Below are 19,535 nucleotides of genomic sequence, written 5' to 3'. Positions count from 1 at the left end.
TTTTCCCACCTAACAAAACTTTATGCGTCCCTCATGCCACGATCGGTATGAAATAAAGTGATTTTATTTAATGATCGTGTTATTTTATGAAAAGCTTGTTGAACTTAGTTCGGCGGTTTTGTTTGGCCCGGCATTATAGTCAATTACTTCGCGATTAAACAAGTCAATTAATAAGCAAATATAATGTCATTTCCCATCAACTTGCACATATGTTAAATCACTAACAACAGCTTTATTTGGTTTTTATTGTTAAATTCACGGTTTAAACATTACTGATTTTGGCATTATTGGCTGTTGTTTTGTGATTACGATATTTTAATTTGGTGTATTTAGAAACCAAATTATTTTTGATCATAATGCATCTGATTTTTCGCCGCGATAAGATGGTATCTTTTCTTATTAAAACGGCTTTAATTTTACGAGCCCCATAAATTTTGCGACTTTTATTAAATGCACTGATAACTTCTTGTTCATAATTATTAACCTGCTTGTTAATACATTTATTAGGTTGATAATAATATTAATATGTTGATTTTGATAAACCCAAAATCTTACATATTTTCCTCACTGAATATTTGTTTTTGTTGTTATTAATTATTGTTATTTTTTGGCCATTATCAGTGCCGCTTGCTTTAAAATATCTTTTTCCATTTGTAATTGTTGGTTTTCTTTTCGTAAGTAAATTAATTCATTTTCTTCATTACTTTGATATCTTTTGCTTTAAAAGAATCATAATTATCGAATGATTTTATTCAATTATAAATAGCAGATTTTGAAATACCCTATTCATTAATAATTTCAATAATGCTTTTCCCGTTTTGATAAAGCACGACAATTTGTTTTTTAAATTCATCTGTATATGAATTTTTGACCATTTTTATATTCCTACTTTCTTATATAATTTTATCTTATTTTGAAAGTTCACATAAATGTGGTCCAACTTATTGTAACCTATCCAATTTTAAATATAATAACTCTTTCCACATTAACAATATTATCAATAGTCGGCTGTTCTAAAAAAGAAAGCGAAACACAACAATTTCAATATAAAACATATGACTTAAAATTTTCAGAAATAAATAACAGTTATTTACAATCATTGTATAGAAAAGGCAGTGACCCAGTATATATTAATATTGATTCAGTAAAAGAGCAATTACCTTTGGAAATAAAAAATTATGGAGAAAACACTAGAGGGTTTGCTGTCTTTACCAATGAACCGGTATTTAAAGAAATTAAAGAAATTTATAATTATAAAAAAGAAAACAACATCCTAGAAGAAAGAGAATTTTTTGATAAAGATTTTCAAAAAACAAATATTGAATATTTTTATACTGCTAAAAAAATTAAAGATGTAAAAATAACAATACAAGAGTATAATTATCCGGGTTCAAACAAATTTCATGTTAAAAAATTTTTAGCAAAATTAGAAACTAAACCAAGTACGGATATTGATTTGTCAGAAACAACCACCAATTTTTACGGTAACCATAACTATAACGATATTTTTGATAATCTTGATTACTTAATGATTCACCGTGGTGATTTTGATAAATTTAATTACTCTTATCTCTATTGAACCCCCGTATTTAATTTCATTGATACCTTAGAAAAAGGTTACTATAAAGAATTTATGATTAAAAATCACGGCTTTAAAGATGAAAGCTATTTTTATCATGAGACTTCTGGTAGTGAGAATGAAATTAATAAGAATGTTTTAAAAATGAAAGCTTTTAATAAAATCTTAATCGCAGGTAATGACTATTTACAATTTATTGCACAGTGAAAGTAAAATCTGAAAATACGGCACCGAAAAGACTAATGATTATTACCTAATTAAGCATCTTTTTGGAACATTAAATTATCTTAATGTTAAATTTAGTTTTCTGCGTTATGACCCTGAATTAAAAAATGACATTTACCTTTATTTTAAAAACAACATTTCTAGTATTAACATTAACAATTATAAAAATATTTTTAGCGAAATCTATGAAATTCTCGGCAATTTCTTTGCTAGTTTATTTTATAAGACTTTTGATATGGATGAAAAAACTTATAACGAAATTGATTTTAAGGGAGTAGATAATTACAACAAAGATTACTTTATTCAAATCAGTTTCTTTTATCGCTCGTTAATTACTTTTTATCCCAAAAAATACTTAATCAATGTTACTGGTAATTCAGAATTATTACTAAGAAGTTATTTTTTTACTTTTGATAAAAAAACGCACCAAGAAAATTTTAATACTATCAACAACACCAATAGCATTTATCAAATTGATTTTAATGTCCTTAAATCTTACGATAATAAACTGATTGCCTTGCCAACCAGCAAAACTGCTAACCAGCATCAATTACCTTAATACCGACATTGATATTCGCTATGGCATTAATATTTTTACCTTAACTTTTCCTTTATACCATAAAACAAATACCTTTAATTATAATTTTAAAATTTATGACTTTAATGTATTAAATTCAACAGCCTTTATACCCCTCTCCCTGATGGTTCAAATAACAGCGAATGAGACGAGACGACTTAATTCCACCGGCAAATTGCAAATATTCTGGACGATCTAAAGATGAAACAGAAAAAGCAACATTAGAATAATTAATTTTTCTGTTTTTAAAATTAAAAACGATATAATTATATTTAGAGGTGATAAAATGGAAAAAGGTCAAGCATTAATTAATGGTAAATTGTTTTCTTCTACAAATGTTATTGAAATTACAAGTCCGAACACATTAGAAGTAATTGGTAGTGTTCCTGCTCTTTCGTTAGAAAATATTAATGATGCGTTTTTAGCAGCTAAGAATGCCCAAAAGCAATGAGAAGGGTTATTAATTAATGAAAGAATTAAGTTTATTGAACAATGAAAGCAGTTAATTATTGAAAATACTGATGTGCTTGCTAATTTGATGGTTTTAGAAATTGCTAAGGGTAAAAAAGCAGCTATTTCTGAAATTAATCGTACAATTGAATATATTGATTTTACTGTTAATGAAGCATATCGTATTTATCCTGAATCATATACTGGCGATGCTTTTAATGTGAAAAATAAGTTGGCAATTTTTTCACGAGTTGCTAAAGGAGTTGTTTTAGCAATTTCACCTTTTAACTATCCTGTTAATTTATCATTAGCAAAAATAATTCCGGCATTAATTATGGGAAATACAGTGGTATTTAAATCATCTTCACAAAGTTCTTTAACAGGATTGTTTTTAGCTAAGTTAGCATTTGATGCTAATTTTCCTGCTGGCGTCATTAATGCTGTTGCTGGTAGGGGAAATGTTATTGGTGATAGTTTAGTAACTCATCCGGCAATTGATGTTATTTCTTTTACTGGTTCTGATGTCACGGGAAAACATATTACTAAGATTGCTAACAAAGTAGATATTATTTTGGAATTAGGTGGTAAAGATCCGGCTATTGTTCTTAAAGACTGTGATCTAGCAATGACGGTTAAAAAAATTGTTAAAGGAGCATTTAGTTATTCAGGTCAAAGATGTACTGCTATTAAAAGAGTTTTAGTTGATAATACGATTGCTGATGAATTGGTATCTTTAATTAAAATTGAAACAGAAAAATTAACAGTTGGTAGTCCTAATGATAATGCTGATATTACCCCAATTATTGATATGAAAACAAGCAATATTCTTCAAAAATTAGTTGATGAGGCGTTAGAAAAAAAAGCATCGTTAGTTTTGGGAAATATTAGAAAAAATAATTTGTGGTATCCAACAATTATTGATAATGTTACTAAAGATATGGATATTGCTTGGATTGAACCATTTGGACCGGTGTTGCCAATTATCAGAGTAACATCAATTGATGAAGCGATTACGCTTGCAAATGATTCTAAATATGGTTTACAAGCATCAATTTTTACTAATAATATTGATATGGCGATTAAAATTGCTAATCAATTAGATGTTGGTTCAATTAACATTAATGATGTCCCTCAACGCGGACCAGATTATTTCCCTTTTTTAGGAGTTAAAGATTCAGGGATGGGTGTACAAGGAATCAGAGAAGCATTATTGTCAATGACACGATATAAAGGAATTGTTTTTAACTGAAAGGCAGAAAAATAATAACAAGAAATTTAATAATGATATTGTTTTTAAAGTTAAGTATTTACTTAACTTTTTTTGGATTTTTAATTTATAAAAATTAAATAAAAATCTTGCTTATTGATAGCAAAATATTTCATAATTTAATAACAGATAGCTACATTATACTTGGTATATAACTATAATTGGATTGGCAACCCTTTTTAGGACAATTTTTATATAGACATTTGTTTTCTAAAAGTAACTGGAGATAAATAATTTAAACTGCCGTGTATTCTAAGATTATTGTATCAATTAATGTAATCAAATAATTCAAGTTCTAATTGTGCAAGATCATTGAATTTTCTGCCATTAATAAATTCTGTTTTAAAAACTTTATAAGTTGCTTCAGCAACTGCATTATCATATGGACAACCCTTCGCACTCAATGATCTTTGAATTTTAAATGTAGATAATAATTGATCAATTATATTATTTTTAAACTCATTACCTCAGTCGGTATGAAATATTTCAATTTTTGATAATGGTCTAGTAATTCGCATAATAGCTTGATAAACCAATTCCGTATTTTTATTTGGTCCGGAACTATAACCAACAATCTCGCGATTATACAAATCAATTAGGAGACACACATAAAATCATTTAAAACCCACTTTTATATAAGTTAAGTCACTAACGATAATTTCATTTATTTTTCTATTATTAAAGTCTCGGTTTACAATGTTATTTACTGGATCATTGGATAGGCTACAATAAGTTGGATCATAATTATATAGACTTCGAAATTATTAAGAAAGAAGGAATATAAAAATGGGAAATAAAACCTCATACTTTGAAGAATTTAAAAAACAAATTGTCATGCTATACAAAAATGGCAAAAGTGTTATTAATTTAGGGAAAGAATATAATTTACCAAAACCAACTATTTATAGTTGAGTTAAAAATTATAATAATTCTGGTTCATTTAAAGCAAAAGACAATCGCACACTAGAAGAAAATGAAATAATAACTTTACGAAAAGAACTTAAAGACTTGAAAATGGAAAATGACATTTTAAAGCAAGCCGCACTGATAATGGCCAAAAAATAACAATAATTAATAGCAATAAGAAAAAATATTCGATAAGAAAAATATGTCAATTATTAAATATTTCAAAATCCAATTACTATTATCAAATTAATAAATACACAAGGAAAATAGTGAATAATTATAATCAAGAAATTATTAGTGCATTTAACGAAAGCCACCAAGTCTATGGAGCCCGAAAAATCAAAGTAGTATTAGCTCATAAAAGTATTAACCTATCTAGACATAAAATTAGAAATATTATAAAAAACAATAATTTGATATCAAAGTACACAAAAACAAGACTTAAATGCAAAAATATTCAAGTAAATAATGATCCAGTAAATAACATTGTAAACCGAGACTTTAATAATAGAAAAATAAATGAAACCATCGTTAGTGACTTAACTTATATAAAAGTGGGTTTTAAATGATTTTATGTGTGTCTCCTAATTGATTTGTATAATCGCGAGATTGTTGGTTATAGTTCCGGACCAAATAAAAATACGGAGTTGGTTTATCAAGCTATTATGCGAATTACTAGACCATTATCAAAAATTGAAATATTTCATACCGACCGAGGTAATGAGTTTAAAAATAATATAATTGATCAATTATTATCTACATTTAAAATTCAAAGATCATTGAGTGCGAAGGGTTGTCCATATGATAATGCAGTTGCTGAAGCAACTTATAAAGTTTTTAAAACAGAATTTATTAATGGTAGAAAATTCAATGATCTTGCACAATTAGAACTTGAATTATTTGATTACATTAATTGATACAATAATCTTAGAATACATGGCAGTTTAAATTATTTATCTCCAGTTACTTTTAGAAAACAAATGTCTATATAAAAATTGTCCTAAAAAGGGTTGCCAATCCACTATTGAAGAAATAGGGGTAACATTTGTTGAAAATTCTTTAATTAAGGCAAGAATTTTAAGCAAATTATTACAAAAACCAGCTTTAGGTGATGATTCTGGATTAGAAATATTAGCATTAGATAATTTCCTAGAAATTTATTCGACGCGTTGAATGGATACAACTGATGGTTTTATGCAAGCGTCTAATGTTATTTTAGAAAAGATGATAAATATTAAATTCCGAGATTGTCGCTATGTTTGTGCTCTTGCTTTTGTTGATGTTACTAAAAATATTGAAAAAGTTTTTGTCGGTTTGTTAAATGGTTTAATTCATAGTGAATGCCAAAGTAATTATGGTTTTGGTTATGATATGATACCATATTTTATTTACCAGAATATAAAAAAACGCTAGGTGAAATAACAGCACAAGAAAAAAATCAAATATCACATCGTGCGATAGCAATACAAAAGATGGTTAATTGAATAAGTAAGGAAGATAATAATGAATACTAAAATTAACATTGTTTTATATGAACCAGAAATTGCTGGTAATGTTGGTTCTGTTATGCGAACTTGTGTTGCTATTAATGCCAAACTGCATTTAATTGAACCATTAGGGTTCTTTTTAGATGATCGTTTTATTATTCGGTCATCTGCTAACTATTTTGAATTTTTACAATATGAAAGTTATGAAGATTGAAATAGTTTTCTTAGTAAAAATCCTAATTCTAACTTATTTTTTTCCACAAGATATGGTCAAAAACCACCTAGTGCTATTGATTTTACAAAAAGTGAAACACCAATATATTTAGTATTCGGTAAAGAATCGTCTGGTATTCCAAAAACGATATTACAAGAGCATTTGAATCAATGTTTTCGGGTTTACCAATGAAGTAATTAATATTCGCAGTCTTAATGTCGCCAATGTTGTTTGTGCTGTAAGTTATGAGGTTTTACAGCAATTAGATTATTTAGATTTATCTTTAAATGAAATTCAAAAAGGTAAAGATTATTTACAAAATTAAAAAGCTGGTAATTGAGTTACCAGCTTTTTGTTTAATTTAATAGACTTGGTACATAACCATAACATTTTATGCCTACTTAAACTATAAAATTCATTTTTATCTTTGTATTTATCTAACGTTTGTACTTCGCTTAAAAAATAATATTATCAAAATAGTAGATAAAATTAAAGGTTATGTACAAGTGGTCGCGTTTATTTTTCTTAGTTATTTTTAAAAAAAGAAAAAATAACTAAGAAAAATAAACGCGACCTTTTAAAACTATTTAAATCTTTACCTACCTAACAAAACTTTATGCGCTCTTATTAAATATGCGAATTTAAAGGAATATGATATATTTATTACAAACAATAAATCATTACCCAATATTAACGAAATAAGTAATTCAATTATTGTTATTAATTAAGGAGAAAAAAATATGACCATCTTAGCCATTGAAACAAGTTGTGATGAAACATCAATATCAATATATAAAGATAAGAAAGTTAAAAGCAATATTATTTTCTCACAAATAGCTAAACACCAACAATATGGCGGAGTTGTTCCTGAAATTGCTTCAAGACTTCATATTTCAAAAATTAGTTATGTTTTAAAAGAAGCAATTAAACAAGCACAAATACAATATCATGATATTGACTACATTGGTTACACTGATCATCCCGGATTAAGTGGTTCGCTTCACATCGGTAAAGTTTGTGCCCAAACAATATCATTAATGTTAAAAAAACCACTCATTGCTTGTAATCACATTGAAGGTCATATTTATAGTGCTGCCATTAATAATGAATTTAAGTTTCCCTTAATAATCTTAGTAGTATCCGGCGGCCATACCCAATTAGTTTTAATGAAAAAACATCTTGATTTTCATATTTTAGGAGAAACTTATGATGATGCTGTCGGTGAAGCTTATGATAAAGTAGCAAGATTGTTAGAACTTGAATATCCGGGTGGACCAATAATTGATAAAATAGCAAAAAAAGGACAAAATATTTTTGAACTTCCATTAGGGAAAAATGATAACAGTTTTGACTTTTCATTTAGTGGTTTGAAATCTGCAGTAGCAAATTTAATTATAAAATTGAACGCTCGCCAATTAAAATTTAGAAAAGAAGATATTGCTTGTTCTTTTCAAGAACAAGCAACTAATATTTTAATTAAAAAATTAACAATGGCAATAAAAAAATATCATCCAAAAATGATAACGATGGTCGGCGGCGTTGCTGCTAATAGTGTCTTACGAACTAAGATTGAAAACTTAGCAACAAAAAATACCACAGTAGTTCTTCCTGATAACAAATACTGTACTGATAATGCTGCGATGATCGCAAGATTAACTTGACAAATAATTAATAATCGTTTAAAAGAAGTTCCTAAAAAATAAAAATCATTCTCATATTAGAATGATTTTTACTATCTATCTATCTATTATCCTGAACTCACATATAATGAACACGGATTATCGCGAACAATCCTTTTCATTATTTGATAAAGCACTTCCATGCCATGATTTATAAAAAGACTTGTAAGATTTTTGATCTTAGTTTTTGTTTTTTTAATAATTTCTAATTCATTTAATACTTTTTCATTAATAATTTCATTATCTTTCAAAACAAAATTAAAATACTGCCATTCTCAATATAAAAATCAATAATATTTTTTAATCTCCCTATCCCTACCTAAGCAAGCAATAATATCTTGCCCAATTTGTAATAACTGATAATGTTTCTTATAACAACTATTAGCCTGTTCACAAACTTGATTAGCAATTTCCTTTTCTATTGTATTACTAAAAATATCATTTAAAATGAAAAAATCCATTTTTCTTTTTTTTCGTAAAGCAACTAAAAATTCAATCAAAATTTGTTACTTTTTTTCACTTAATATTTTTCATAAATTACTATCAATTGAAGTTTGCCCATCTAAACACTGACAATGATACACGGTATTAATTAATTTATATTTATAAAATCCCATTTCATAACTAACAACCTTATAATTTTCATTATGGAATTTATCTTTTAAAATATATTTATGAACTAAAATCCAATCACACTTTTTTAACTTTTTAATAACATCAAAAGTAAACTCATTTAAAGCAATAGTTAAATAAGATTCATCATTAATTTTATGTTCTGAAATATAAAGTCATTTAATTTTATGCAAAGTTTGTTTATCTATTTTTTAACAAAAGTCTTAACAATTTGATCAATAGAAACATTGGTTTTAACTAAAATTAAAAAACTATCAATACTATTTTTATCTATTAGCTTGATAAACTCTTTTTGTAAAAATTTCCCTTTTTCTTTAAACACCTTGTTTATAAAAATTAACTGCTGTTTTTAAAGCTAATATCATCATCTTATCAAATGATTGTTCGCGTTTTTCACTCGTAGTAGCTTCTTTTGTTACTAATGAATCAGATACAGTTAAAATACATCCCACTTGCTTATTTAACACTTTTGCATTAGCAAATAATGCAAAAGCTTCCATTTCTACAGCAATAGTTTGTTTTTCACTTAAAAATCTTTTATATTCTTCAAAATTTTTACGATAAAAAACATCAGAACAATGCACCCTTCCAGATATGATGTTAATATTTTTATCGCTTGCTGTTTTATTAATTAATTCATAAATATTAGGATTAGTTTCGATAGTATCATCATCTGTTGCTCCAACAATCTTAGCATAATTATTTTCACCATACACCGAACTTACATTAATAACATCATACAGTTTTAACTTTTCGTCATATGCGCCTGCGCTTCCAATTCTAATAATTACATCAACATCATAAAATTTAAATAATTCATATGAGTAAATGCCAATTGAAGGACAACCCATCCCGCTACCAGCAATAGTTATTCTTTTCTCTTCATACATCCCTGTAAACATTAACATATTACGAACACTATTTACTAATTGTACATCTTGCAAATAATTTGTTGCAATATATTTTGCTCTAATTGGATCTCCTGGCATTAAAACTATTGTTGCAATGTCCTCTTTTTTAGCACTAATATGTGGCGTCATTCTTTTACCCCCTTTATATTTTAATATCGTTATTATACCATTTTTTAAAATTAATAATTATTTATCAAAGATTAACGGTCGTGTTTAGTTAGTTTTCTTAGGTATTTTTTAAAAAAGAAAAAATAATCATTTACTATAAATCATTTCAATGTGCAAAATTTTAGGGACTGTCCAATTAACTGTGTCTCTAAATAATTAACTTAAATTCACTCTGCTTTGTCTTCAAATTTTACTTCTAAAAAATAATCAGTAACTTTATCAATTTTATCAGGGGGTTTTTGCTTTTTTATAATTTTTTGTTCTACTTCTTCTGAATAGAATTCAGAATGAATTGTCAAGACACAGAATTTTGGACAGGCTCCAAAATAAAATATTTGGCTCCTTCATTCTCTCTCCACTAATTTACATTCCTAAAATATCTTTTAAGCCATTTATATTAATTCCTAAGGCACAAGATAAACTGCTTTATTTATTATTCGTTTATCTTGCTTTACTTTAAAAAGCAATACAATCAAAATAAACAATCGGATAAATCTTCTCTAAATGTTTAATTTGTCACATTTTAACTTCTTCAATAATATCATTAGTTATTTGAATAATTAAACTTTCTGAAACTTCTGCTCCGTGATAGAATTCTTGCAATTGTGCTTTGATATCAGAAATTGTCATTCCTTTTGCATATAAGGAAATTACTTTTTGATCAAAATTATCAAATCTTCTTTGTCTTTTCAGAATAATTACTGGTTCAAAAGTACTATTTCGATCTCTTGGTACATCAGTTGCAATTGAACCATTTTTATAATAATGGTTTTTTGTGTTCTGCCATTTCTTTTATTATGATTCTCATTAGTTTCAGGATAATCTTTAATTTTCGTATTTAACATTCGTTCAGTTAATTTTTTGGTAAATTCCTGAAAAATAGTCTTGCCTTTAAATAAATCTTGTGGATTATCAATATTTTCTAAAAAATAATCAACAACTTTATTAATTGCATCAGGTTTTTTTACTTTTTTTGTCATTTTCTGTTCTTCTTCTTTTAAGTATAATTCAGAATGAATTATCGAAACACAGAATTTTGGACAGGCTCAATTCTTGAAATTTGCTTATTCATTTGTAAAAAGAATTAATATTTTTAAATTCCTTCAATTTCTTTAATTTTTTTAATTGCTTCTTGATAATTTTTAACCTTAAAAATTTTCTTTTTAATAATATCATTGTATTGTAAACTACCTGATATCATCTCATTAATACCATACCCAGGAATTTCAGCAACATCAATATTTGATTGATACAATCTAAAATCACTATAAACACATATTAAATATTTTTCTTCCTTCAAACATTGTTCAAAGGCAAAACCATATTCCATATATGTTCCACTATCACGACCGTCAATATCAAATATTACATATTTTGATTTTTTAATTTCTTCATAATCTTTTTTAAATATCTCTTTATTTTTTGGCGTAGCATTTTCATTATTAAAACTAAACTCAATCGGATTTAAAATTTCAAAATTATCACCTAATTGTTTTCTTAAATTTATTCCTTCTAATTTTCTTTGATTTTGTTCTGCTTCACTAAATAATGGTCCCGCATTATAAACAAATATTTTTTTCATTCTTATTGTCCCTTTCCAAATACTTATCTTTTAATTTCACTACAAAAGTGTAAACACTTTCATAATCATATTATATTTAAAATATTAATGGCAAAGTTGCCAATTTATGAACAAAAAATCCAAAATTATTATTTAGTTTCTAATCCCAGGAAATAAACTTTTGTAAATATTATCTAATTGCTTGTTTCATATAGAGGCGCAGTGGTGCGTGCCCCGCGTTGTTCAAAATATTTCTTCTTAAAAGCACTATTTCGGCTCCTATACATTGCATTACCACCTACCACCAATAAGTGAATAAGATTTATACCAACAAATATTTTCAATAATAATTTCCTGAATCTGCTTTTTTTCTAAAAGCAAGGTATCAACTGATTGACCACAATTAGCATAATATTTTATGATCTTATCATTTTCCTTACTAAAACGAATTGCCATCGCTGATTCACTAAAAAGCTTTTGAATATTATTATTTTCCATATAGTTTTCACGATAAGCAATTCCTTTATTATTAGTAAAATTAGAATTAAAGTCATTAATATTATCACCTATTACCATCATTATTCTTACATTAGACTTGGTTGGTACATAACTATAGCATTTTATGCCTACTAGACTATAAAATTAATTTTTATATTTGTATTTATTTAACATTTGTGTTTCACTTAAAAAATAATATTATCAAAATAGTAGATAAAATTAAAGGTTATGTACTAAGTCGGTCGCGTTTAGTTTTCTTAGGTATTTTTTAAAAAAGAAAAAATAATCATTTACTATAAATTATTTCAATATGCAAATTAAGTATATATTTCTTACGTATGATTTTTGTTGTAAAAAATTATTTTAATGTTGTTTTTATAAGCATTTTACTTAGTTTTTATAACCTTTTATTAAGATTATGTTTGTTAATATTAAATATTTTGTTTTATTACTTATTTTTCAAATAAAACGATAATTAAATTGTAGTTACTTTTCTTTCAAAATTAATCAAATATTTTTCCACCTAACAAAACTTTATGCGCCCCACTAGTCTATTAACTTTTTTTCCTAAAATAGATAATTTATTATTATTAATATATTCATAACAATCTTATTTTTTTTTAAAAAAGAACCCTATTTACTTTTAATTTCTTACCATCCATTCATTACAAAGCATCATTTAATAATTCTTCATGAAAACCTTCATTGATTAAATTCTTTTTTGTATCTTCTAAATGCTTATTTTGTAAATGATTAGAAGTAAAAAAAATCATTGGATTGGCAACCCTTTTTAGGACAATTTTTATATAGACATTTGTTTTCTAAAAGTAACTGGAGATAAATAATTTAAACTGCCATGTATTCTAAGATTATTGTATCAATTAATGTAATCAAATAATTCAAGTTCTAATTGTGCAAGATCATTGAATTTTCTACCATTAATAAATTCTGTTTTAAAAACTTTATAAGTTGCTTCAGCAACTGCATTATCATATGGACAACCCTTCGCACTCAATGATCTTTGAATTTTAAATGTAGATAATAATTGATCAATTATATTATTTTTAAACTCATTACCTCGGTCGGTATGAAATATTTCAATTTTTGATAATGGTCTAGTAATTCGCATAATAGCTTGATAAACCAACTCCGTATTTTTATTTGGTCCGGAACTATAACCAACAATCTCGCGATTATACAAATCAATTAGGAGACACACATAAAATCATTTAAAACCCACTTTTATATAAGTCAAGTCACTAACGATGGTTTCATTTATTTTTCTATTATTAAAGTCTCGGTTTACAATGTTATTTACTGGATCATTATTTACTTGAATATTTTTGCATTTAAGTCTTGTTTTTGTGTACTTTGATATCAAATTATTGTTTTTTATAATATTTCTAATTTTATGTCTAGATAGGTTAATACTTTTATGAGCTAATACTACTTTGATTTTTCGGGCTCCATAGACTTGGTGGCTTGCGTTAAATGCACTGATAATTTCTTGATTATAATTATTCACTATTTTCCTTGTGTATTTATTAATTTGATAATAGTAATTGGATTTTGAAATATTTAATAATTTACACATTTTTCTTATCGAATATTTTTTCTTATTGCTATTAATTATTGTTATTTTTTGGCCATTATCAGTGCGAATTGCTTTAAAATGTCATTTTCCATTTTTAAGTCTTTAAGTTCTTTTCGTAAAGTTATTATTTCATTTTCTTCTAGTTTGCGATTGTCTTTTGCTTTAAATGAACCAGAATTATTATAATTTTTAACTCAACTATAAATAGTTGGTTTTGGTAAATTATATTCTTTCCCTAAATTAATAACACTTTTGCCATTTTTGTATAGCATGACAATTTATTTTTTAAATTCTTCAGAGTATGAGGTTTTATTTCCCATTTTTATATTCCTTCTTTATTAATAATTTCGAAGTCTATATAATTATGGTCCAACTTATTGTAGTCTATCCACAAGATGATAATACAACAGATTATAGTTTAATATGTACAAATGATTTTGAAATTGAAATTAAAAAAGATAGCACTGATATTGACTTACCAGAAACAACTATTAACTTTGACGGTAATCACAAATACAGCGATGTTATTGATAACCTTGATTATTTAATGATTCATCGTGGTGATTTTGATAAATTTAATTACTCTTATCTTTATTGAACAGCAGTATTTAATTTCATTAATACTTTAGAAAAAGGGTATTAAAAAGAATTTACCATTAAAAATCATGGTTTTAAAAACGAAAGCTATTTTTATCACAAAACTTCTAGTAGTAAAGATGAAATTAAAACAAATATTTTGAAAATTAAAGCTTTTAATAAAACCTTAATTGCGGGCAATAACTATTTACAATTATTACACGATGAAAGTGAAATCTGAAAATATGACACTACAAATGCTAACGATTATTACTTAATTAAGTATCTTTTTGGTGCCTTAAATTATCTTAATGTTAAATTTAGTTTTTTGAGATACGATCCTGAATTAAAAAATGACATTTACCTTTATTTTAAAAACAACATTCCTAGTATAACAACAGCTAGTACAAAAATGTTTTTGACGAAATCTATGAAATTCTTGGCAATTTCTTTTCCAGTTTATTTTATGCGACTTTTGATATGGACGAAAAAACTCATACCGAAATTGATTTTAAAGGCGTAGTTAATTATAACAAGAACTATTTTATTCAAATTGGTTTCTTTTATCGTTCGTTAATTACTTTTTATCCCAAAAAATACTTAGTAAATATTATAGGAGACTTAGAATTATTACTAAGAAGTTATTTTTTTACTTTTGATAAAAAACGCACCAAGAAAATTTTAATGCTATTAAAAATAATAACAGTATCTATCAAATTGAATTTAATGTTCTTAAATCTTACGACAATAAACTGATTACCTTGCCAACCAGCAAGACTGCTAACAGCATTAATTACTTCAATACGGACATTGATATTCGCTATGGCATTAATATTTTTACCTTAACTTTTTCTTTGTATCATAAAACAAATACCTCTAATTATAATTTTAAAATTTATGACTTTAATGTTCTTAACTCCACAGCGTTTATACCTGATGGTTCAACCAGCTCGGAATGAGATGACATAATCCCGCCAGCAAATTGTAAATATTCTGGACGATGAATCCCTACTTTTAATGACATTGGCTGTGCCATTCAAAATGCTTGTATCAAAATGATTAATTGAATGCTAACGGCTTCGCAAATCATTACAATTTTACGAACATTAGCAATTATTGCCAAAGCGACAGTTAACTTTTCAACCGCAATTTTCCCAATTTTTAAAACAGTACCCGCCTTTTACTATACCTTTCAATTTTTAATCGTTTTTGCCATTTTTCTAATGATATTAAGAATTTTTGTATAATGTATATATATATATATTGAAAAAATAAAATAAAGGAGTTAATTTTATGAAATTTTTAAATATAACCGCTGTTTTAGGGTTAATAACACTACCAATAATCGGCTGTTCTAAAAAAATAAATGAACCAGTAAAACAAAAAAATAAAGATAGTAATAAAGAAAGAAGATAATATCAATCTAAATGAAAAATTACCAGAATTTAAAAAATTAAACGATTTTACTTTCAAATTTATACAATCAGAATTCTCTAGTAATAAAAATAAACAAGATGAAATAAGACAATTAATAACTACATATGAAACCAAAGCAGGAAAGAGAGAATGAGTAATTAATAAAAAAATAACAATTAAAGCACAAGGCACAAATTTTAAATGACTACAAATAAGATGATAATACAACAGATTATAGTTTAATATGTACAAATAATTTTGAAATTGAAATTGAAAATCCTTAATAACTAAATTAAAAAACTGTTAAAATACCACCTTTTTAAGATAGTATTCTATGACGATAATATTTTTAAACAACTTTTTCATTTTTTCTATTTTGACAAAATAAAAACCAGTAATTTAATTAAATTACTGGTTCGAATATTTTTCTTATTTTATCACAAGAGATTAAATTGTTGTGCTTGTTTCAATTAAAGTTATTGTTCTAAATAGCTAATATCGTTTTTATAAAACATTATACTATAGTAGTAACTGTATTTGTTTTTACTGGCCCTTCTCTCTCTGATGAAAAAATGCCCCACCGTTAAATGTTATTTTATCATTGTTTTTATCTATAGTAATTTCATTGGGTAATAAACTATATTTTTGTAAAATTTGTATTACTTCTGTAATTGATAATGTAACTATTTGTTATTTATTGTTATCATTAATTATTTTGGCAGTAATATTTCCTGTAATTTTTTGTTTTAAATTTAATATAACTTTAGATGTAATTATTCTTACTGGATAAGTAATTTTTAATTTTTCATTGAGATTAAGTTCAAATTTATCAGCGGGTTCCTTAAAAATACTTAAAATCATTTCTTGTTCTTGTTTATTTGTGTTTGATAAATCAAATTCATTTGATAATACATTAATGATTTCAGAATTTTTATTATTTATATTTGTAAAATCTGTTAATTTCATTTCATCATCAGCATTTATGTTTCAACCATTTAATTTATTTTCTTGTTTTGTTTTAGTTAATCCTGTTGTAATTTGAAATACTAATTTTGATTTTGAATTATATTCACAAGCAGGTACATTAAATGATCTTGTATTTGGAGTTTTATTGATAATTTCTCTATCAGAACATACATTTTTAGGAACATTAGATCATAAAAATGTATGTTCTTTTTTTGTTATTTCAATATCTGAAAAATTTAAATTATTAGTATCAATATAATTTATTTTCTTAAATTTTAAATTAGGGTTTTCATCACGAAACTTAAAAAATACTGCTCTTTTAATTAATTCATTTAAATTAATAACATTAATTTCATTTTTATTTTTAATTTTATAATTAACAGTAACTTCACCAAAATAATTATTACTATTATTTTTTGCTTTAATTGTGGTTGATATATTTGTTTTATTAATTATTTCTAATTGCGAAATATCTAAATTAGGATTTAGATAATTTAATTCACTTAAAATTGCACATTATCAGAATTATTATTAATTTGTCCCAAATTTGAATTTAAATTATACTGACTATATTCATAAACATTTTTATCTCATGAGCCAACATATAATTTGTTGTTTAAAACCACACCAGAAGATATAACTTCTCCATTTGTTTTAATAACAATTTTTTGTTGTTCTGTGGCCGGATCATATTCATAAACATTGTTATCTGACGAACCAAAATATAGTTTATTATTAAATACTACACCAGAAGATTCAATTTGCTCTTTTGCTGTAATAACAATTTTTGCTCTATTTATATTTTCATTATTGCTTCGTTTTTGTCTTTTATCATTTATATTTTCTAATTGCTCTTGTTTTTGATAAGGATTATTGGCAACGATTCCCGCTATTCCACCACTTGATATTGTTATTGTACTTAATAAACTAAGTAATTTTTTCATATTAATTAAATCCCTTTCGTGAATTTTTACTAATTAATAAAATTTACCAAACAATCAACATCCTTCCTTAAATTTTTAGAGTCTAATTATAATATAAATTGATTATAACTTATTAAAATAAGAATTTTTATCATTTTTTCAGGTTATTAAATACTAATTCTAAAAAAAATTATCATTAAAACAGAAAAATAAACTAACGAAATTTAACTTTGTTAAAATCACTACCAAGAAAGGCGATTTTTTATGTTAGAAATTAAAAATAATTTAAAAACTATAGAAAACAAGCATTGATTAAGTCTATTTACAACCCATAAAAATATGTACACCAATAAATGTGAACAATTAGCCAACGAATATGAAAAATTAGATGAGTACTTATATAAATATCATTATCGCTTAAAACAAGGTTATAAAGTAGTTCATTTTGCATCAAGAACAATTATTACAATTTTTGGTGAAGTTGTTTTTAAACGACGCCAATATAAATATTGAAATCAAAAATCAGGTAAATTTGAATATGTATGTTTATTAGATAAAGAAAATTGGTTTATTGCCTAAACAACGCATTTATTTTGATGTTCAATTTAAAGTTTTAAGTCTTTTGGGTGATGGTAAACGCTATCGCGATATTTTAGATGCTCTAAATCATTGTTATATTTCAAAAGGTAGTATTTCAAATATTTTAAATAAATATGATATTGCTGAATATTTTCAACTAGCAGAAAAAGAAACTAAAAATATAGTTGATATCAAAAATAAGAATTTATATATTCAACTAGATGAAAAATTTTTAGCGACATTAGATCAGAAAGTTAAACAAGACCAAAGAATTCGTTTAGTTACTTTTCATACCAGACATAAAGAAAAAAATTACAAAAATGCTCGTAGAGAATTAGAAAACAAACGAGGTTATTTTCTAATGTTAAAAGTTGGTAAACGAATAAATACGATGGATTATCGTGATTTATTAATTAAAGAATTACAAAAAGATTATTTGAATATCAATTATGACAGAATAATTGTTTGCGGCGATGGTGATGCTTGAATTAGAGAAATTGTCAATAGTTTTGGTAATGTTAGATATATTTTAGATGGTTATCACACTATTAAAAAATTAAAACAAACGATATTTATATTTAATATTGTTTTTGAAAATCGTAAAGTAGCACTAAATAGTTGAATTAAATTATATAAGGACGGAAATCATCAAGAATTAATCAAAATTATTCGTAATATTGTTAAAAATGAATTAAATAAAGATATTAAAACAAATTTAAGAAAGGCGAGTAATTATTTCAATAATAATAAGCAAGGTATTCATCATCAAAATTTAGAATGAAATATCGGTTGTAGCATTGAAAGTGATGTATCGCATTTAGTAAAACAACAATTAGGATATGGAGCAAAAATATATCATCATAAGAATTTAAATAACCTATTACATTTAAGAATGGCAAATTTAAACAAATTAAATGTATTACATTACATTAATGAAAATATTAATTCAGAAATAAAAATCAGAAAAGAAATATATAAAACTTCATTATGAAATAAATATAATAAGAAAAATGATGATAGTTGAATCAGCAAAGGCAACATTGTATATACAAATAAATATATTACATTTAAGTAAGTAAAAATATTAGTTAAAATTTAATAAAATTAATAATTTTTTATTGTGTAAAAATTCAATAATATGATAAAATGAAAAAGAATGAAAATGACAACAACAAGAAAGGCAGGGTTAGTTTGGTGATTAAATAATATAATTAGCTGATTGTTTTACTTCTTCAAAGCAATACCCAAGAAAACTAAACGCGACCAAAATAAGATTTAGATATTTTTTTCAATAAAAAAATAATATAATATAATTAAGGAGGTTTA

The 19,535-nt window shown here is 25.3% G+C and carries 23 protein-coding genes and 4 pseudogenes; 13 read left to right on the top strand and 14 right to left on the bottom strand.

Annotated features, from left to right (window positions below; genetic code table 4):
- Nucleotides 1-84 precede the first annotated feature (84 nt).
- Entirely contained in the window at nt 85-207 is a 123-nt protein-coding gene (locus AACK93_RS01420; protein ID WP_339024803.1) for a hypothetical protein, read from the bottom strand.
- Nucleotides 208-262: 55 nt separating this feature from the next.
- On the bottom strand, nt 263-460 hold the full coding sequence (locus AACK93_RS01415; protein WP_339025444.1) for an IS3 family transposase: 198 nt from the start codon (nt 458-460) through the stop codon (nt 263-265).
- A 471-nt stretch (nt 461-931) separates the two neighbouring features.
- Here AACK93_RS01415 and AACK93_RS01410 point away from each other — a divergent pair, with 471 nt between their 5' ends.
- The 3 genes from AACK93_RS01410 to AACK93_RS01400 all read left to right on the top strand — a co-directional run bounded on the left by AACK93_RS01410 (nt 932) and on the right by AACK93_RS01400 (nt 4,095).
- A complete protein-coding gene (locus tag AACK93_RS01410; RefSeq protein ID WP_339024802.1) occupies nt 932-1,792 on the top strand; it encodes a hypothetical protein in 861 nt (286 codons plus the stop codon).
- Nucleotides 1,758-2,363, top strand: a complete 606-nt coding sequence (locus AACK93_RS01405; protein ID WP_339024801.1) for a hypothetical protein — start codon at nt 1,758-1,760, stop codon at nt 2,361-2,363. The genes AACK93_RS01410 and AACK93_RS01405 overlap by 35 nt, the downstream gene beginning before the upstream one ends.
- Before the next feature lie 304 nt (nt 2,364-2,667).
- The gene (locus AACK93_RS01400; RefSeq protein WP_339024800.1) at nt 2,668-4,095 is read left to right on the top strand and encodes an NADP-dependent glyceraldehyde-3-phosphate dehydrogenase; all 1,428 of its coding nucleotides are present in this window, start codon (nt 2,668-2,670) and stop codon (nt 4,093-4,095) included.
- Nucleotides 4,096-4,289: 194 nt separating this feature from the next.
- Here AACK93_RS01400 and AACK93_RS01395 read toward each other — a convergent pair.
- A pseudogene (locus tag AACK93_RS01395) lies at nt 4,290-4,823 on the bottom strand (IS3 family transposase); the annotation flags it as partial.
- 61 nt (nt 4,824-4,884) lie between these two features.
- On the opposite strand from AACK93_RS01395, the gene AACK93_RS01390 reads away from it, so the two are divergent.
- From AACK93_RS01390 to tsaD, 4 genes and pseudogenes are all read left to right on the top strand, one after another.
- Nucleotides 4,885-5,996, top strand: a protein-coding gene (locus AACK93_RS01390) for an IS3 family transposase (RefSeq protein WP_339024799.1) whose coding sequence is annotated in 2 segments (ribosomal slippage) — nt 4,885-5,128 and nt 5,128-5,996 — 1,113 coding nt in all. Because the reading frame shifts where the segments join, the coding sequence is not laid out codon by codon here.
- A pseudogene (locus AACK93_RS01385) lies at nt 5,953-6,518 on the top strand (non-canonical purine NTP pyrophosphatase). The gene AACK93_RS01390 and the pseudogene AACK93_RS01385 overlap by 44 nt, the downstream one beginning before the upstream one ends.
- Nucleotides 6,508-7,030 (top strand): annotated as a pseudogene (locus AACK93_RS01380) (tRNA (cytidine(34)-2'-O)-methyltransferase). The pseudogenes AACK93_RS01385 and AACK93_RS01380 overlap by 11 nt, the downstream one beginning before the upstream one ends.
- 415 nt (nt 7,031-7,445) lie before the next feature.
- Entirely contained in the window at nt 7,446-8,408 is a 963-nt protein-coding gene (tsaD, locus tag AACK93_RS01375) for a tRNA (adenosine(37)-N6)-threonylcarbamoyltransferase complex transferase subunit TsaD (protein ID WP_339024795.1), read from the top strand.
- 44 nt (nt 8,409-8,452) lie between these two features.
- Here tsaD and AACK93_RS01370 read toward each other — a convergent pair whose 3' ends face one another.
- From AACK93_RS01370 to AACK93_RS01330, 8 genes and pseudogenes are all read right to left on the bottom strand, one after another.
- Nucleotides 8,453-8,884, bottom strand: a complete 432-nt coding sequence (locus AACK93_RS01370; RefSeq protein ID WP_339024793.1) for a hypothetical protein — start codon at nt 8,882-8,884, stop codon at nt 8,453-8,455.
- Nucleotides 8,885-8,890: 6 nt separating this feature from the next.
- The gene (locus tag AACK93_RS01365) at nt 8,891-9,190 is read right to left on the bottom strand and encodes a hypothetical protein (RefSeq protein ID WP_339024792.1); all 300 of its coding nucleotides are present in this window, start codon (nt 9,188-9,190) and stop codon (nt 8,891-8,893) included.
- A gap of 141 nt (nt 9,191-9,331) precedes the next feature.
- Nucleotides 9,332-10,057, bottom strand: a complete 726-nt coding sequence (deoD, locus tag AACK93_RS01360) for a purine-nucleoside phosphorylase (protein ID WP_339024791.1) — start codon at nt 10,055-10,057, stop codon at nt 9,332-9,334.
- Between the two features lie 200 nt (nt 10,058-10,257).
- Nucleotides 10,258-10,455: a hypothetical protein gene (locus AACK93_RS01355; RefSeq protein WP_339024790.1), complete on the bottom strand. Its 198-nt coding sequence runs from the start codon at nt 10,453-10,455 to the stop codon at nt 10,258-10,260.
- A 7-nt stretch (nt 10,456-10,462) separates the two neighbouring features.
- Nucleotides 10,463-11,076: pseudogene (locus AACK93_RS08035) on the bottom strand (transposase); the annotation flags it as partial.
- Between the two features lie 113 nt (nt 11,077-11,189).
- Nucleotides 11,190-11,678, bottom strand: a complete 489-nt coding sequence (locus AACK93_RS01340) for a nucleoside 2-deoxyribosyltransferase (RefSeq protein WP_339024788.1) — start codon at nt 11,676-11,678, stop codon at nt 11,190-11,192.
- A gap of 270 nt (nt 11,679-11,948) precedes the next feature.
- Nucleotides 11,949-12,233 carry a hypothetical protein gene (locus AACK93_RS01335; protein ID WP_339024787.1) on the bottom strand — a complete coding sequence of 95 codons (285 nt, stop codon included), beginning with the start codon at nt 12,231-12,233 and terminating at the stop codon, nt 11,949-11,951.
- A 724-nt stretch (nt 12,234-12,957) separates the two neighbouring features.
- Nucleotides 12,958-14,021, bottom strand: a protein-coding gene (locus tag AACK93_RS01330; protein WP_339024786.1) for an IS3 family transposase whose coding sequence is annotated in 2 segments (ribosomal slippage) — nt 12,958-13,817 and nt 13,817-14,021 — 1,065 coding nt in all. Because the reading frame shifts where the segments join, the coding sequence is not laid out codon by codon here.
- 92 nt (nt 14,022-14,113) lie between these two features.
- On the opposite strand from AACK93_RS01330, the gene AACK93_RS01325 reads away from it, so the two are divergent.
- The gene (locus tag AACK93_RS01325; RefSeq protein WP_339024785.1) at nt 14,114-14,392 is read left to right on the top strand and encodes a hypothetical protein; all 279 of its coding nucleotides are present in this window, start codon (nt 14,114-14,116) and stop codon (nt 14,390-14,392) included.
- A gap of 413 nt (nt 14,393-14,805) precedes the next feature.
- The gene (locus AACK93_RS01320; RefSeq protein ID WP_339024784.1) at nt 14,806-15,171 is read left to right on the top strand and encodes a hypothetical protein; all 366 of its coding nucleotides are present in this window, start codon (nt 14,806-14,808) and stop codon (nt 15,169-15,171) included.
- A 49-nt stretch (nt 15,172-15,220) separates the two neighbouring features.
- Here the strand turns inward: AACK93_RS01320 and AACK93_RS01315 are convergent, their stop codons facing one another.
- The gene (locus AACK93_RS01315; RefSeq protein ID WP_339024783.1) at nt 15,221-15,448 is read right to left on the bottom strand and encodes a hypothetical protein; all 228 of its coding nucleotides are present in this window, start codon (nt 15,446-15,448) and stop codon (nt 15,221-15,223) included.
- A 170-nt stretch (nt 15,449-15,618) separates the two neighbouring features.
- On the opposite strand from AACK93_RS01315, the gene AACK93_RS01310 reads away from it, so the two are divergent.
- Nucleotides 15,619-15,741, top strand: a complete 123-nt coding sequence (locus tag AACK93_RS01310; protein ID WP_339024782.1) for a hypothetical protein — start codon at nt 15,619-15,621, stop codon at nt 15,739-15,741.
- A gap of 690 nt (nt 15,742-16,431) precedes the next feature.
- On the opposite strand, the gene AACK93_RS01305 is transcribed toward AACK93_RS01310, so the two are convergent.
- A complete protein-coding gene (locus AACK93_RS01305; protein WP_339024781.1) occupies nt 16,432-16,707 on the bottom strand; it encodes a hypothetical protein in 276 nt (91 codons plus the stop codon).
- 16 nt (nt 16,708-16,723) lie between these two features.
- On the opposite strand from AACK93_RS01305, the gene AACK93_RS01300 reads away from it, so the two are divergent.
- The gene (locus tag AACK93_RS01300) at nt 16,724-16,966 is read left to right on the top strand and encodes a hypothetical protein (RefSeq protein WP_339024780.1); all 243 of its coding nucleotides are present in this window, start codon (nt 16,724-16,726) and stop codon (nt 16,964-16,966) included.
- Nucleotides 16,967-17,210: 244 nt separating this feature from the next.
- Here AACK93_RS01300 and AACK93_RS01295 read toward each other — a convergent pair whose 3' ends face one another.
- The gene (locus AACK93_RS01295; RefSeq protein WP_339024778.1) at nt 17,211-17,651 is read right to left on the bottom strand and encodes a PQQ-binding-like beta-propeller repeat protein; all 441 of its coding nucleotides are present in this window, start codon (nt 17,649-17,651) and stop codon (nt 17,211-17,213) included.
- Nucleotides 17,652-17,894: 243 nt separating this feature from the next.
- Between AACK93_RS01295 and AACK93_RS01290 the strand changes: the two genes are divergently transcribed.
- Nucleotides 17,895-18,209, top strand: a complete 315-nt coding sequence (locus AACK93_RS01290; protein WP_339024777.1) for a UPF0236 family transposase-like protein — start codon at nt 17,895-17,897, stop codon at nt 18,207-18,209.
- On the top strand, nt 18,202-19,284 hold the full coding sequence (locus AACK93_RS01285) for an Mbov_0401 family ICE element transposase-like protein (protein WP_339024775.1): 1,083 nt from the start codon (nt 18,202-18,204) through the stop codon (nt 19,282-19,284). Before AACK93_RS01290 ends, AACK93_RS01285 begins: the two co-directional genes overlap by 8 nt.
- Nucleotides 19,285-19,535 lie beyond the last annotated feature (251 nt).

The organism is Spiroplasma endosymbiont of Agriotes lineatus, assembly GCF_964019485.1.
In the GTDB taxonomy this organism is placed as follows: domain Bacteria; phylum Bacillota_I; class Bacilli_A; order Mycoplasmatales; family Nriv7; genus Nriv7.
The sequence above is the reverse complement of the archived record's forward strand: the minus strand, read 5'-3'. Positions and strand labels throughout refer to the sequence as shown.